At 39.3% G+C, this 17,026-nt stretch carries 9 protein-coding genes and 1 tRNA gene; 2 read left to right on the top strand and 8 right to left on the bottom strand.

The window, feature by feature from the left end:
• Positions 1-26 precede the first annotated feature (26 nt).
• From LV716_RS13765 to LV716_RS13745, 5 genes are all read right to left on the bottom strand, one after another.
• Positions 27-962: a hypothetical protein gene (locus LV716_RS13765; RefSeq protein ID WP_163418365.1), complete on the bottom strand. Its 936-nt coding sequence runs from the start codon at positions 960-962 to the stop codon at positions 27-29.
• A gap of 664 nt (positions 963-1,626) precedes the next feature.
• Positions 1,627-2,877 (bottom strand): site-specific integrase, encoded by a 1,251-nt coding sequence (locus tag LV716_RS13760; protein ID WP_163418364.1) that lies wholly within the window; start codon positions 2,875-2,877, stop codon positions 1,627-1,629.
• A 215-nt stretch (positions 2,878-3,092) separates the two neighbouring features.
• Positions 3,093-3,166, bottom strand: a tRNA-Pro gene (locus tag LV716_RS13755).
• Between the two features lie 82 nt (positions 3,167-3,248).
• Positions 3,249-3,545, bottom strand: a complete 297-nt coding sequence (locus LV716_RS13750; protein ID WP_163418363.1) for a hypothetical protein — start codon at positions 3,543-3,545, stop codon at positions 3,249-3,251.
• Positions 3,546-3,721: 176 nt separating this feature from the next.
• Complete coding sequence (locus LV716_RS13745; protein ID WP_163418362.1) at positions 3,722-12,073, bottom strand: T9SS type B sorting domain-containing protein; 8,352 nt, start codon at positions 12,071-12,073, stop codon at positions 3,722-3,724.
• Between the two features lie 147 nt (positions 12,074-12,220).
• Between LV716_RS13745 and LV716_RS13740 the strand changes: the two genes are divergently transcribed.
• On the top strand, positions 12,221-13,339 hold the full coding sequence (locus LV716_RS13740; protein WP_163418361.1) for a PQQ-dependent sugar dehydrogenase: 1,119 nt from the start codon (positions 12,221-12,223) through the stop codon (positions 13,337-13,339).
• Positions 13,340-13,349: 10 nt separating this feature from the next.
• On the opposite strand, the gene murQ is transcribed toward LV716_RS13740, so the two are convergent.
• The 3 genes from murQ to LV716_RS18560 form a co-directional block, all read right to left on the bottom strand.
• Positions 13,350-14,165, bottom strand: coding sequence for an N-acetylmuramic acid 6-phosphate etherase (gene murQ, locus LV716_RS13735; RefSeq protein WP_163418360.1), 816 nt, complete (start codon positions 14,163-14,165; stop codon positions 13,350-13,352).
• Between the two features lie 3 nt (positions 14,166-14,168).
• Positions 14,169-14,639, bottom strand: coding sequence for a DeoR/GlpR family DNA-binding transcription regulator (locus tag LV716_RS18565; RefSeq protein ID WP_370637531.1), 471 nt, complete (start codon positions 14,637-14,639; stop codon positions 14,169-14,171).
• Between the two features lie 101 nt (positions 14,640-14,740).
• The gene (locus tag LV716_RS18560; RefSeq protein WP_370637413.1) at positions 14,741-14,917 is read right to left on the bottom strand and encodes a DeoR family transcriptional regulator; all 177 of its coding nucleotides are present in this window, start codon (positions 14,915-14,917) and stop codon (positions 14,741-14,743) included.
• Between the two features lie 177 nt (positions 14,918-15,094).
• On the opposite strand from LV716_RS18560, the gene nagB reads away from it, so the two are divergent.
• Entirely contained in the window at positions 15,095-17,011 is a 1,917-nt protein-coding gene (nagB, locus tag LV716_RS13725) for a glucosamine-6-phosphate deaminase (protein ID WP_163418358.1), read from the top strand.
• Positions 17,012-17,026: the final 15 nt, after the last annotated feature.

Below are 17,026 nucleotides of genomic sequence, written 5' to 3'. Positions count from 1 at the left end.
TCGTTTCACTCTCTGACTTTGAAAAATCAACGACACCGACCACATGTAATTCTTAAAAATTTGGACATCTGTCCACTGATATTACTTCCATAAAAATTAACGTTGTAATCAAAGGCTTCTAGAGCTCTAGAAGAATAATAAATCCTTAAACTATATTCTCTTCCATTACCACCTCTTCCTGTGTTATTATATCTTCTGTCACAATTTGAATTTCTTTTTCTTCTTTGTGTAAATGTTGATCGTTGTGTTTGAAGACCGATATTGGTCTCTTGAACGGCTGGCTCACCATCTTTTCTCTTTATTTTTGCTTGCAAAGAACGTGCAGGCCACCCTGCTTGATAGACCACTTTGAGATCATATTGATCCTGACCAATGTAAACATGTTGAGTTTTTTTGTTTCTTTTGCATCTTTTGTACTTACGCTTAGAAGTCAAATTCTCGTCCTCCGTTACAGAACCGTCCAGAAGGCCAAATATGTCGTCATCAGTATCAAAAACCCTTCTAGATTTACCTGAAAAACTTCTTTTAGAGGTAAAATCGCTATTGTTTACCATAACTACTTCGTTTGCCAAATAATCTGTTTTAAAAGTATTCTCACCAACAGTTAGCATCATATCAGGATTAAGAAAGACGGCTAAAAGCCTATCGTTGATACCCAAGTTTTCCAAATCACTATCGCTTGATATACTGCTTAAACTTTTGAAGGAAATTTCATTTTCCCATTTAGCGAAGTTTTCATCTCCTAAATTTGCAACGTACTCAATAGCTTTGTCAAAATCATCTTGACTCGGGAAAGAAAGAATACCGTTCTTTGCCTCCACTTTAAAATCATATTGGGCTTTCACAATTTCTTCGACCTCTGCCGCACTGTTTTCGACTGTAGGGTCGGTATCATTTTCGGTCTGACAGCCAACGACCATCATTAAAAGTAATAACTGTATAATTCTGTATTTTTTTTTCATTGTACTCGTATTTAAAATGATTGAAATGTTACTCTATTCTGCTACGAGGTTGCCTATCCCTGATAGACATATCCTCTATTGGTGCTTGGTTTAGTTCATAAGCTATTTTGGTTTAGTTATTAATTTAATGGTAGGGACAACCCCAGTAGTGCTAAAAACCAATCTCATTAAGAAGATTTCCTACAGCAAATGTTAATTTTAACATAATTGCTCGCTAAAAAAAGTGTTGAAATAGGTTGAATTAGGGACAAAAAAGAGGACTGGTGGGACAATAGAAATCTGCTTTTGAACTTCTCGGATATTAAAGTCATTTCGTCAAAAATCACTTCGGATTCCTACTGGGAAACGTAACATAGGTAGTCAAGCCTTTTTTCAATAAAAAAAGAAAAAGTAATCCTTTTTGATGAGTACTGTTATAGGGAAAGTCTAGCCAAAAAAGTAGATAACCGTACTTAAAAAAATGTCGTATTCAGCTTTATAGATATAGTGACTTTATTATCAAAAGAAAAATGTTGTTTTTGTTCCCGTTTGACACGTTTTGGCACTAAAAAATATGATTCTCGAAAAAACTATAAAAAATGATAATGGTGAAATGCTTGTTGAACTGGAAACAACTCGACCTTGGGAAGAGTTGTTCTATTTCAACAATGCCCCATATCATTGCTCAACAATTACTTATGGTTTTACTTCTCTTTTGCTCAAACCGTTCCAATAAGTTGTTGATATCCTCGCTTATTTTACTCTCGACTACTCTAGCATATATCTGGGTCGTGGACAATTTAGTATGTCCCAAGAGTTTGGATACCGTTTCTATGGGTACCCCATTGGACAGCATTACCGTAGTAGCAAAGGTATGTCTGGCAACATGAAACGAAATGTTCTTATGGATACCGCAGGATTTCATTATTTCTTTTAAGTAAGTATTTACTTTTTGGTTGGAGCTAATGGGCAACAGATTGTTTGTGACACCCATATCTTGGGCTGCTCTATATTTTTCAAGTATTGTCCATACTTTGGGCAATATGGGAACTTTTACAGATTCATTCGTCTTTTCCCTTTTGGTATATATCCAGTAGTTATCATCTATACCTTTGACAATATTCATTTCAGTTAGTTCTTTGACATCTACATATGACAGCCCTGTGTAGCAGGAAAAAATAAAACAATCTTTTACCCGCTGTAACCGTTCACTTTTAAAATCAGTGCCCTCCAATAGGTTTAGTTCCCTTTCATTTAAAAATACCCTGTCATATTTATTGAACTTTAGTTGAAATTGGTTAAATGGGTTTTTGGTCATCCATTCGAGTTTAACCGCTAGGTTTGTCATTTTCTTTAAACGTTCCAGATGTTTCATCACTCCGTTATTTCCAAGAACAAGCTCCTTTTTGGAGTTTTTACAGTTTCTTAGATAATACTCAAAGTCCGTGATAAACCTAAAGTTCAATTGTTTCAGATAAATATCATTCACTTTTCTATTTTTCAGTAAAAACCGTTCTAAATACTTTTCAGTTGTATAATAGTTTTTCATCGTTCCCGCTTTAAGGACATGAATCATACTACCATTGTGATAGGCTATTAACTCTTTTAAAGTTTTACAGTTCGAATCCTCTCCCAAGTATCGGGATTTAATAGCCTCCGAGGATATTATTTTGTCCTCCTCTGTGAGCTGTTTATGGCATTGGAGTAGTTTGCCATACACTTGGTCTAAATAGGCGTTCAAGGCTCTTATTTTTTCTGAATTTCCCCTACCCCTGTTTCTAGTGGAATCCCATTGCTCGGAATTTACACACCTTTTTAGACTGATTTCTGCTCGTTTGCCCGCTACGGTAATTCGCACATAGATGGAAAGCCCATTGGGATTGCTTCTTGATTTTCTGGTGAAGAAAATAATGGCGAAGGTGCTTTTTGATTTCATTTTCAATGACTTTGGTTCAACAATAATTTGTAAAGACGAAAGTCAAATCATGCCTCAAAGCTCCATAAAGTTAGCACAATTTTAGTGAAACATTGCACACCTAATTGCACACCTTTTATATGGTTTTATTTGGCATCAAAAAAAATGAACAAAAACAAAAAACACTGATAATCATACGATTAACAGTGTTTTGTTTCAACCTATTTCTAGGTTCGTCGGGATGACAGGATTTGAACCTGCGACCCCACGCCCCCCAGGCGTGTGCGCTACCGGGCTGCGCTACATCCCGAAATTGGATTGCAAAAATATAAATTTTAATGACACTCGTGTACTAGATTTAGGAATTTAAAGTACAGTTTTGAAGAGGTCCATCATAATCCTGACAGAAACTCCCTGATCTCTATGCTAAATGCCTCTCGAGCTTCAGCTGAATCGTTAAGTGGATTAAAAAGAAAATAGCCTAAAGCTTGATCATGACAAAACTCATCTAAATCGCTGCCTTCCCATAAATGATAGCTTACCAACAAAGTATTGTAGTCAATCTTATAAGGTTTATTACTTGCATTATACCCATTTAGGTATAAGTTTAGAAGAAAAACCGAGGAATCAAGTTCACTATATTCATTGGTCAAAAATGAAAATGTTGGGGTAGACTTATTGTCATTCATTTAAAAGGATATGTTATGGTTCAGTTTGATTGTTTTACTATCGAGGGGGTAAATTAGTGATTTTCAATTTAAAAATATAGTAATCCACTAGCTCTTTTGTAAGATAATGTTTCATAAAACAAACCTATCCATACAATCCTAAGAGATTTAATTAAAACACAATTATTCAAGAAATACTATCTGTACAATGTAAAGTGACCCACAAATTGTTGTTTATCCTCATCATTTGCATTTACAACGTACCAGTAATCCCCTGTAGGCAACTCATTTCCTTCATAAGTTCCGTCCCAACCTTTTACCTGATTTAATATAGCCACAACTCTACCATAACGATCATAAATCTTTACTTCTAAATTTGGAAAGAGCTCACTATTGCCAAGCCTCCAAAAATCGTTGAGGTTATCGCCATCTGGCGTAAAGAAATTAGGAATCTCTGGCATACTGTCAAAATCGAATGGCATGACCAAATTGGCGACGCATCCATTTTGATCTCTTACCATGATATTAATGTTTGCATCTTGGAGTACAGTGAACACATTGACTTCTCCAGTGGATTCTCCTTGGAAGAAGTACTCATATCCTCCAAATCCACCAGTAGCGATTGCCGTTACTTCATTCTCCGCTGATTTGACAGCTTCAAGAGTCAATGGTTCGTATTCCTCAACTTCAAATTCTACGAATGTCACACAGCCATTTTGATGATAAATGTAAACCGTATGCTCTCCGGCAGGAAGGTCACCAAAGGTTCGTTGCTCCGTTGCCAGACTAACATCGTTCTCATCTAAAGAAAATAACAAATTTGATAGTAAAGAACCATCTGCTATTGAAACGGTTGCCGTGCTATTGGGAAATATACCATCACAGCCATATTCTACAATAGGTTCTGCCATCAATTCTATTCCTAAACCAATATCCGCAATCACGTTGGTTTGACAACCATTAGCATCCCTAACAAAGATCACATAGGTCTCTCCACCTATTAGATTATCGAAGAAGAATGTACTATCCAAGGTAAAGTCGGCATCATCCGCTGAATTAACACTGGTATAATAAGGAGCAGTACCTCCGCTAACAGATAGTGTTAAAGTTCCGTTCCCTTCGCCCAAACAAATTTCGGGAGTTGTAGATGCTACAGCAGCGACAAGCTCCATTGGTTGCGTTATCTCTACAGTTCGGGTAATTGTACAACCCAAGTCGTCCTGAATAATCACATCGTAGGTTCTTGGTGACAAATCATTGAATGCTTTTCTATTTGGGTTTGATGGGTCATCGCCTTCAAAAAATTCACTTAACGTATCGGAAATTGAATAACGAATCTGTCCTGTTCCGCCACTGGCTTCTATAATAATCTGACCATTGGTATCTCCTGCACAAGCAACTGGGACTGCTTCCAGATAATCCAATACTAGAGGTGGCGGAGAAGTTATTACTATAGGGGTCGAAATTGTTTCACAACCACCACTATCGGCATATACGTAATAGGTTCCGGGACCTAGATTTCTAAAGATTCCCGATGCTTGTCGGTTTCTCACAATATCACTTGCTATTGGAGCGTTGGGAACACCACCATTCGCTACACTGCCCAAGTCATTGTTCACTAGGGTATACATATAACTACCTATTCCACCAAAGGCTTCGGAGCGAATAATACCAGTCGCCTCACCAGCACAATTAATGGTAGCGTTTGTAAGGTCCAAACTGATTACCAAAGGTGCTGCAGGGTCTAATCGAATTTCATTTGAGCGTTCAAATGGACATCCGTTAGAGTTTTGGACTTCATATTGGAACGGACCTGGATCAACTGTGATATCAGCAGTAATTTCAATACTTGTCATTCCAGTTCCAAAAGGTATGAAAGAACCACTAGTACCCTCTCTTCGATAGAAATAGTCCACACCTACTTCTGGATTGGTCACCCTTAGCTCCATTCTTCCTATATCTCCACAACCTGGAGGCTGAAGCTCAACTAGTTCTGCAACTATAATGTCTGGATCTTGAATTGTTATTAAAGCTGTCTGCCCTTCACAATTCCATCCATCAAAAATGGTGATTCTGTAATCTCCTGCCGATAGATTTGCAAATGTTGGGGTTGTCTGTAAACCACTATTGGTACCATCCGTTATTCTGTTCAATTGATACAGATAATTTCCTGGGCCCTGTCCTCCTGTTTCATTAAATGCTTCAATAATACCATCATTATCGTTATTACAGGCTAAACCTTGAACAATTCGAATATCTGCGGTAATAGGGTCCGGCAACAATAAATCTTGGGTGGTCGATGTCTCACAACCTTCAATATCCCTAATATTTATTGTATAGCCAAGACCTGCAGATAGATTCTCGAAGACAGGATTGGTATTGGGGTAATCAACCAGAACAGTAACACCATCGGGAGCTATCAATTGATATTGATAGGTACCCCAGCCACCATCGCCAGTAGCGGTAATTTCCCCTAAACCGGGAACATTACAGGTAACATCAGCTGTTTGAAGTGTAGTTACCGTAAGTGGCCTGTCTGGTGACCTTACCGTAGTTACATTGCTTATAGCATCACAAAATGGCGTATCCAATGCTTCAATACGGACCACTAAGTTTCCGGCAGGCACCCCAGTTATAATCTCTGGGGAATTGATAGGTGCATTGGTATCAAAACTTCCCGTAACTCCTGTTGTTGTCTCAACTCCAGAGTTGTCCCTAGAGAAGACTTCATAGTTGTACTGCCCAGTATAGTTATTGACTTCCAAGCTAATTTCACCATCACTAGCACCAAAACAGGATACCGGGCTTACCTCAGCTATTATGGGTTCTATGGTATTGTATTCGGGCACATTGACAGTAGTGGTCAAATATGAACACCCACCGCTACCAATATCAGTAACCGCAAAAATATAGTCCCCTGGAGTTGAAATTGGCCATACAACCCTATCTGTACCCGATGAGCTTCGCGGCGCTTCTGAACCTAATGGCAGAATTTCGACTTGATAATTACCAGGTCCCTGGTCTACAATAATTGTTATGGAACCTGGACTGACTCCAGAACCAGAAGCATCACAAGTAATTTCGCCGACAGCGTAGGTAAAAGTAATATCGGTCGGAGCATTTATAGTAATTGTTTCGGTTTCTTCACATCCATTCTGGTCTCTAACCGTGAGTATAATGCTCTGGTTCGTACCATTATCAACAACCTCAAAAGTATTGCTGGTCTGGAAGTTAGTACCATCAAATTGGGCAGTACCATCGTTCATACTGTACGTATATGGACCTGTTCCTGTTGCTGTGCCCGATCCATCCCCGTTTGTATCTGTAAAAATAGTTATCGTTGCAGTACTAAATTGGTTACTGGATGGGTTACAACTAAATTCAGTATTTATAGTATTGACCATCAATGCTGTTGGTTCACTGATAATAATATTGGCTGAACGATCTGTACACCCCCTATCGGATACCACTTCAACCTGATAGGTATTGGGTGTCAAATTATCAAATACAGGAGAACCTTGGGGTCCTGCAATTACCGTAGAGCTAGCTCCATCGTACAATATGTAACTTAGCGGAGTATCTGTATCGGTTCCAGGTTGCAATTCTACTGATATTGTCCCATTATCAGCTCCGTTACAAGTAATATTTGTACTTGGTGTAGCTGTAATAACAGGTGTATTTACCGTAGATACGTTTACCACAGCCTCATCCGAACAAAGTGGCGATGTATTGGAATCCAAATCGGTTACTAAAATGTTGTAATCTCCAGGGAATACACTTGTAAATATATTTGAGCTTTGTGGAGGTCCGATATCCGTCAAAGTTGCATCATCACGTAGTTGGTACCTAAAATTACCACTACCCCCTGTGGTATTCACAACAATTTCACCATCACCTGCATTACAGGTTGGGAAGGAAGTTGCATTGGCACTTATCGCAAAGAAATCGAAAACATCTGCAGTAACTGTATTTGTACATCCGTTTCCATCTCTTACAGTTATAATGTAACTACCTGGATTTGGAACTACAAAATTGACACTGGTCTGGTATCCACTACCTATATTATATTCAAATGTTTCTTCTGGCAGACCAGAGCCTGTTGACAAAGGAGCCGTTACCTCTATTTGGTAACCACTTACTGCAGTACATTGGTTCGTAACATCTATGGTTGGCGTTGGAACTCCAGCATCTTGGGTTACTGTTGCCGTTGTCAGTGCTGTACATCCATTAGCATCCTGAACATAGAAATCATAATCACCTGGATAGGGTCCTGCAATTTCAAAAGTTGTCTCCGATGCAAAGGTAGAAGGTGCTGGGTCGCCTGTAGGAACAAAAGCATACGTAAACGGTGCTGTTCCTCCAAAGCCTCTCACCGTTACAAAAGCTCCGGCATTACAGGTAGCCGCCACATTATTATCTATAATGATTGAAGGTGAACTGAAACCAATAAACACCAAAGTGCTACCGCTACAACCCAAATCATCCGTAACTATGATTTGGTAATTGCCAGGTGGCAAGCCTGTAAAGGAATCACTAAAAGGCATTGATTCTCCTGTACGTGTTGTCGGTCCTGATATTGTAGCACCTGTGTCGGTATTTTCCAAGGTTACTGTGAAATTTCCAGAAGGAATGCCGTTGACTTCATACGTAATGCTTCCGGTTCCTGATACATCACATGACGCCGACGTTGCAGTTGCAGCTACCGCTACGGGATTCGCTGGACCTATAGGACCAATTTCTTCAATATATGTACATCCATTTGCATCCCTAACTTCAACAAAATAGTTTACGCCTGGAACTACCTGACCAGAAAAATCATACACATCTCCTGGACTTGGGGCATTATCAGCTGGATTAAATGTTGGTTCGCCAACTAGTCGGAATTCGTACGGCGCTGTACCTCCGCTAGCTCGAACCCTGTATGGAAACGACGTATCTGAACATAATAAAGGTGCAGAATCCAGAGGAGTCAAATTCAATTCATTTTGATCAATGATAAATTCGTCCCTATCCTCACAACCTTGAGAATCAGTAGTTACTACAGTGTAATTACCTAATGGAAGGTTTGGAAAATTAGCTGTAAGACTGGGAGTCCCTATAGATGAAGCGATTGGAGTACCATTCACGTCCAATAAGACATAATCAAAAGGTGCTACGCCAGAACCACCGGTAATTGCAACAGCAACAGAACCATTTACGGTTCCTGATGTACATACTGCATCAGTAGGAGTGGTAGTTGCCTCTAAAGCAGAGCTATTACCTATTGTTGCGGTATATATCGGACTAATACAACCTCTACTATCCCTAATTACAAAGCCACCATGGGTTCCGGGACCATAACCAGAGAAAATATTTTGGGAGCTAAACGTTGCCCCTCCATCATTACTGTATTCATAGGGTGGTACACCTTGTGTGGTATCGGGAATCAATTCTACGATTCCACTAGTATTATCACCACACTGCGTATCCGAGCCTACCGCTGAACCTGCTATGGTCTCTGGTGGAGAAATGGTCACAATATTTGATTCCGTGGTACAGCCACGACTATCTGTAATCAAAAATTGGAAGGTAGTGTCTGTAGTTATAGAACCGTCATTGGGCACATTGTAAATAAAAGAGTTTCCAGTAATATTATTGTTGTTCGATGTGTACCCACCTCCGTTTATCTGCACTTCATAAATATCGTAATCTCCACTGGTGGTATATCCGTTACTTATATTAACACGAATCTGTCCCGGAGGACCCGCACAGTCCAATTCTTGGATAGTCGTTGCCAAGGCAGTAACCTGAGGCTCGATTGTTGCCGTGACAGTATCCCTACAGTCATTAGCATCAACAACTTCTATGGTATACGTTCCTGGTGTAAGGCCAGCAAATGTACTACTGGCGCCTAATGGACCGCCATTAATTCTATATTGATAAGGTGCTGTACCTAAAGTTGCGTTAACTACTAAGGTTGCAGCTGTAAAATTATCGTAACAAAAATCTGAAGCACCCAAATCCAATGTTAAAGTCGGGGCCTCTAATTCTGTAAGTGTAAAACTGTCTGTAACTGTACAGCCGTTGGCATCCGTAACGCTCACCTGGTACGTACCATCTTGGGACAGGTTTGAGAAAACACGTCCATTTTTTGGGCCTCTTGTTGTAGCATCTGGCTGTGTCAAAGTATAACGATTACCTCCCCAGCCTCCTACTGTATTAACTCTAACCGAACCTATATTTCCGTTTTGGCAACTCATATCGGTTACGTCCAAACTGGAAATAGCGAATGCAACAGCTGGCTCTTCAATAACCAACGTCGCTGTATCGGTACAATTGGTATCTTCATCGGTAACGGATATTACATAATTTCCTGCCGTTAATCCCGTAATAGGAATTATACCACTACTTTGAGCCGTTTGCACTGCGCCACCATCTATACTATAACTATAGGTAGTATTGAATCCATCAACCAAAAAGCGTCCTTCACCGTCTGAATCACCAACGCAAGTAACCACTCTGGTCTGCTGTGCCACCACACCAATTGAACTAATATCGGTAATAGCGTAATTTTCATCATAGGAACAACCTTCATTATCGGTTACCCTAAACGTGTAAGTACCCAATCCCAATCCTGAAAAATCACTATTAGTACCATTATTGACAGCACTTCCGGACGGAGCAATAATTTCATAAGTATAAGGTCCTGTTCCACCTGTTACGCTTAGACCGACCGTAGCTGTTGTCGTAATACAGTCCAAACTCGATATAGTGAAACTCAAATCTGTGGGTTTGTTCAAAGAATTAAAAACAATCGGCGCCAAGGATTCGACACAACCATTGGCATCTCTGATCAGGGGAGTATAACTTCCAACTCCTAAATTGGAAAAGACAGGATTTGTACCAAATCCGGCTCCAATACTGAATTCGTAAGGTGCCGTTCCTCCTGAAACTCCTGAAATTGTAATTTGTCCACCATTTTCATTTAGACATGTTGGCACAGAATCAGGAGTAGCAGTGGCTGCGATACTTGAAGGTGTTCCAATCGTTCCTGTTATCGGTGTTGTATCACAGGTAAATGAGTCTTGCTCATACCTCAACACGATATCATAGCTTCCCGGAGCTAGGTTGGAGAATACATTACTTGTTTGAAAAGTTGCCCCATTATCGTTACTATATTCAATTTCATACCCAAACCCGTTGGTAACATTAACAGTAATTCTACCATTGTTAGCTCCACCACAATTGGCATCTTCCTCGGTTAAATTGAAAATAGGAGGAGGTATATTAGGAACATCGACAGAAGCACTTCGTTGACAACCATTGGCATCTTCTACCAAAATTGCATATGTAGCGGGAGTATTTACTGTAAAGAGTGTTGATCCCGTGTAAGTTGCACTAAACGGTCCGGCATCCACACTAAAACGATATGGCGCGGTACCTCCAGAAGTAGTCAAATTTACATCTATTGAAGTAGCGCCACAACCAAAACTCTCTGAAGCGGTAGCAGAAACAGCTAGGGGACTTATTCCCCCACCAATTTCAATTGTATTGCCGCTGGTATCTGTCGTTACAGTTTCTGAACAATCATTGGTTTCTACTCTAATCTCATAGGTTCCCGGACTGACATTAGCAAAAGTATGCGAGTCAGAGACATTAGGACCGAATGTGTTTATGGTAACGCCATCCTTAATTAGCCTGTAGGTGTAAAACCCAGGAACACCGGATACTTGTACGTCTATACTCCCCAATTCACTTGGACAAAGAATATCATTGGCCGTTACATCTACCGTAATGTCCAAATTTTGGATAGTTTCCGTATTGGAGGGGAACAAACAAGCACTTGCAGAAACACCTTTTAAACGCACCCATACACGATAATCGCCTGGAGTTGCAATATCAAAAAATGGATCATCTTGGTAAGGCCCTGCGGAACTGTTTAAACTGTATTCATAACCAGCCGGCACATTTGTCACCTCTACCCTACCTGGGTTTCCACAAATTATATCTTCCGATATTAACTGTGGATCTAGAGGATTTAGTGTTGATTTAAAATAAAAGAACTGGCCAGAATCAACACGAACCCTAAATTCACCTGCAGTGCTCAAATCATAGGTAGCATTTGTACCTACTGTATTCCATGTACAAGCAGTGTTGATGGTAGGACAATCGTCCACGACCGTAGGAGCACAAGTATTGGGGTCGAGCTGTTGCCATTGGTAACTACTACCCGATTGACTCAATGTCAATGTTCTTATGTCGCTAACACCACACAAGAAGAACTTGGCCAACGTACTTCCATCATTTGGACATACCGCTTCTTCATTGGCGCCTTGAATGATGGTCATAAACATACTGCTGTTTGCTGAAGAAAAAGTAGCTGTACTTGTTGTAGAATTATCAACTTTTACAACTGAAGAAACAGCTTCAGCCTTAGATTTGGAAATAGTTGACACAAGACCGTCCCAAATGGAACTGACCTCTGTTTTTGCCAAAACTGTTGAACAAAAAATTGATATGAAAACTAAAACCACGGCATAAAGAATATGCCTTGTTTTTCTAGGAAGCATAGGTTAAGTCTTATTATAGCAGAATACTTCGGATTTGGGGTCTTTATATTCCTAGTTGTAATTATCTAAACTTATAAATTTCTCTTTATCTTTCGGCTATATTTAACCGTATTTCGTCTATTAATTCATTTATTTCAACGTTAAATTATGAAAAATAGTGCTCTACTTCTTTATTTTTTCGTTGTAATGCTCTATTCGTCTTGTGCCCAAAACACGGATAAAGGCATAAATCTTCCCAAAAAGGTTGATTTTACTGCTAATCCAGTAGTAGAGCAGTTACAGAATCCATGGGGTATAACTTTTTTGCCTGATGGTAGTTCTTTAATTACAGAAAAGGCAGGAAAAATTCTACTATTTAAAAATGGTAATACCAAAGAGGTCGCCAATGTACCAGAAGTCTATGTAAGAGGCCAAGGTGGATTATTGGATATTGAAATACATCCCAACTATGCAAAAAATGGTTGGATCTATCTTTCTTACTCCTCGGATGAAGGTGAAGGAAAAGGAGGTAATACTGCGATTATGAGAGCTAAACTGCAGCAAAACAAATTAGTAGACAAACAACTGCTTTATAAGGCTGAGCCAAACACTACCAAAGGACAACATTTTGGATCCAGATTAGAATTTGATGATGAAGGATACCTCTATTTTTCTGTAGGAGATAGGGGCAATAGGGATGTAAATCCCCAAGATATCACCAAAGATGGTGGAAAAATCTATAGAATACATGATGATGGAAGTATTCCCCAAGATAATCCATTTGTGGATTCATCAGGTGCTAAAACCGCTATTTTCAGTTATGGACATAGAAACCCCCAGGGCCTTACAATCCATCCTGAAACTGGTGAACTATGGGAACATGAACATGGTCCAAGAGGAGGCGATGAAATCAACATCGTAGAGAAAGGAAAAAATTACGGTTGGCCGGTCATTACTTATGGAATCAATTATAGTGGCACTAAAATTACCGATGAGACTTCAAAAAAAGGAATGGAGCAGCCTGTTTATCAATGGACCCCATCTATAGCACCCAGTGGAATGGCTTTTGTATCTTCCGATAAATATCCCGATTGGAAAGGAAACTTATTAGTTGGTTCTTTAGCTTTTCAATATTTAGAACGATTGGTATTGAAAAACAATAAAGTGATCTACAGGGAAAAACTCTTGGATGGCATGGGCAGGGTACGTAATGTAGAGCAGGCACCGGATGGGTTTATCTATGTTGGCATTGAAGGTAAAGGTATTTATAGGTTAGAACCTAAATAAATTTTAAGTCTTACTTCATTGCTTCCATCGCATTTTTGACAGAACCATATTTTTTTAAGGCTTTTTCCGCCTCATTGTAGTCAAGCCCCAATTCCTCTACCAAATAACGTGTCCCACGGTCTACCAATTTAGTGTTACTAAGTTGCATGTTGACCATTTTGTTGCCTTTTACCCTTCCTATTCTAATCATAAGAGCAGTGGATATCATGTTCAATACCATTTTTTGACTGGTACCACTCTTCATACGCGTACTACCTGTTAAAAATTCTGGACCAACATTAATCTCCATAGGAATATTCGTATCAGTAGCTAAGGGAGAACCCGGATTGTTAGTGATTCCTGCGGTTAAAATTCCGTGATCTTTGGCATAGGCAATACCGCCCAATACATACGGTGTGGTTCCTGATGCCGCAATACCTACCAAAACATCATTATCATTTATATTGTATTCCTTTAAATCCTTCCAAGCTTGATGAACATCATCCTCTGCAAATTCAACTGCCTTTCTAATGGCACTGTCGCCACCTGCGATCAATCCAATAACTCTATCATGTGGCATTCCAAATGTTGGAGGTATTTCCGAGGCATCTAAAATACCTAACCGTCCACTAGTACCGGCTCCAATATAAAAAAGACGACCACCCCTCTCAAAACGGATAGCCAAAGCATCAACCAATTCGGCAACTTTGGGCAAAACCGATTCAACGGCATCTGCTACTTTTTTGTCTTCATTATTAATATTGACGATTATATCTAGAGTATCCATTTGATCCAACTGATCGTATAAGGATGGTTTTTCTGTAATCTTGATATGATTTCCTGCCACTTTTTACAATAATTGTATGTTCATATTTTTAAAAACATCCAGTTTAATATCCCAAGGTTCCAATTCGGTAATCAATACATCTACCTCTTCTACCCCACATATTTTATAACGTTGCAAAGATCCTATTTTTTCAGAAATACAGGGGGACACTACTTTTCTGGAACTATGAATCATTGCTTTTTTCATTTGTACAATTTCCCAATCAAACTCTGTTAGCCCTTCAATGGGGTGAATAGAGTTTGTCCCAAGAAAGCATATATCCACTTTTATCTCGGATAACATATTTATTGCACTACCACCTACCGCTATCTGGGAATCTTTTGACATTCTTCCACCAATAAATATGACTTCTACATTCGTTTTCCCTAAAAGCTGAACCGCTATTGGAAGGCTTGGGGTGAAGCACGTCAATTGAATTTTTGACGGTAAACGTCTAGCCAATTCAAGATTTGTAGTACCACCACTCAAAAGTATTACCTGACCTTCCTTTATAAGTCCAAGCGCTTTTTCGGCAATTTGCGATTTTTTTTCGAGAGAATAAATTTTCTTTCCAATAGGATTATAATTGTTAAATCCTAATGATATTGCCCCCCATGTACTTTCTTCAATTGCTGGGAGTTGTGCAACTCTTTAATATCCCGTCTCACGGTATCCACCGAAACATTGAGTAAATCCGCTATATCCGTTAGTAGTACCCTATTATGAATCCTTACTTCATTAAGAATAAACTGATGTCTTTCTTCTTTTAACATATGGGGTGTAAAGTTAAAAAAATCTTAAAAAATATTTGATGTCGGCAAAATACGGCAAAATAGATACATAACTAAATATAATCTTCAAAAATTGCATTTAATCGCAATTTATGCAGTTTTTTGCATATATTTGATGTTAAAGTTTCCGTTTTTTGCTAGAACACTATATTTATTGTAATGAACAACCAATATCAAGAAGACCAAAGGTTTGAGAAAATTCAAACCATAATACACGAGAACTCCAATAATGCCTCTTTATCTGTAGCGAACGAGATTGCCAGTTTAATCAATCAAAAAAAAGAACAGGGAAAAAACGCCATTCTTGGTCTGGCCACAGGGTCTACCCCAATAAAGGTGTACGAATATCTTGTTCAATTTTATAAAGAGGGAAGGTTAAGCTTTAAAAATGTAATTACTTTCAATTTAGATGAATACTTCCCCATGCAATCTCACTCTATCCATAGTTATGTTAGGTTCATGAACGAGCACCTTTTTGATCATATCGACATTGAACCGCATAATATTCATATTCCAAATGGAAGCTTGGATAAAGATGAGGTACGCCAATATTGTGAGGATTATGAAGAAAAAATCCAAAACGTTGGAGGCATTGACATCCAAATTTTAGGTATTGGACGGACCGGACATATTGGATTCAATGAACCCGGATCCGCCTTAAAAAGTAAAACACGGTTAATACGATTGGACCGTGTTACCAGACTGGATGCCGCAAGTGATTTTTTTGGAGAAGAAAACGTTCCAAAAAGAGCAATCACTATGGGCGTAGGAACCATAATGGATGCAAAAAAAGTCATACTTATGGCTTGGGGAGAAGGGAAAGCAGAGATTATTAGACAAGCTGTAGAAGGTGAGATACGTGAATCTGTACCAGCTACCTTTTTGCAACATCATGAAAATTGTGAGTTTGTTCTGGATGGAGCCTCAGCATCATCACTTACAAGAATGAAAACTCCATGGTTGGTGACCGATTGTGACTGGAACGATAGACTCATCAAAAGCGCCACCATTTGGTTATCCGAAAAGTTGGGCAAAGCCATTCTCAAATTGACCAATGAAGACTATAACGAGTACGGCATGAGCAATTTAGTTGCTGAAATAGGATCTGCCGAACAAATCAATTTAAAAGTTTTCAATCAATTACAACATACCATTACTGGGTGGCCGGGTGGAAAACCCAATGCAGATGACAGTCAAAGACCAGAACGCGCCGAACCTCACAAAAAAACATCATTGATTTTTAGTCCGCACCCAGATGACGATGTAATCTCTATGGGAGGTACGCTTTTACGCTTGGTAGATCAAGGTCACGAAGTTCATGTTGCCTACCAAACATCTGGGAACATAGCAGTTTTTGATGATGAGGTGATTCGCTTTTTGGATTTTGCAACAGATATTCAAAAGGATAATAAAGACCTCAAGAAAGAATTTAAAAAAGTCCGGGAATTCTTAGCATCAAAAAAGCCAGGACAAGTAGATAGCGATGAAATCCAACATTACAAAGGGCTTATTAGGAAAGGAGAAGCGTTGGCTGCTTGCAGATACTGTGGTGTTCAAGAAAAAAACGCACATTTTCAAAATCTTCCTTTCTATGAAACCGGAGCCGTCAGAAAGAAACCCTACTCAGAAGAAGATATACAAATTACGTATGACCTGTTGAACAAATTACAACCCCATCAAGTATTTGCTGCTGGAGATCTTTCGGACCCACATGGTACGCATAGGGTTTGTCTAGAGGTAATTTTTAAAGCATTGGAAAAGTTAGTGGAAGATCGTGCTGAATGGATAAGAAATTGTTATGTGTGGCTTTATAGAGGCGCATGGCAAGAATGGGAAATAGCCGATATGGAAATGGCCGTTCCCATAGGGCCAAAGGATATGGCCAGAAAGATAAATGCGATTTTCAAGCACCAATCACAAAAAGACAGTGCCATGTTCCCCGGTAACGATGAACGCGAATTTTGGGAACGTGCAGAACAACGAAATAAAAAGACCGCCAACCGATACAATGCACTCGGTATGGCAGAGTATGAAGCTATAGAGGGCTTTGTACGATACAATTTTAACTCTAATTAATTAAACTCAACTACT

It is taken from the genome of Flagellimonas sp. HMM57 (genome assembly GCF_021390175.1).
Classification (GTDB): domain Bacteria; phylum Bacteroidota; class Bacteroidia; order Flavobacteriales; family Flavobacteriaceae; genus Flagellimonas.
The sequence above is the reverse complement of the archived record's forward strand: the minus strand, read 5'-3'. Positions and strand labels throughout refer to the sequence as shown.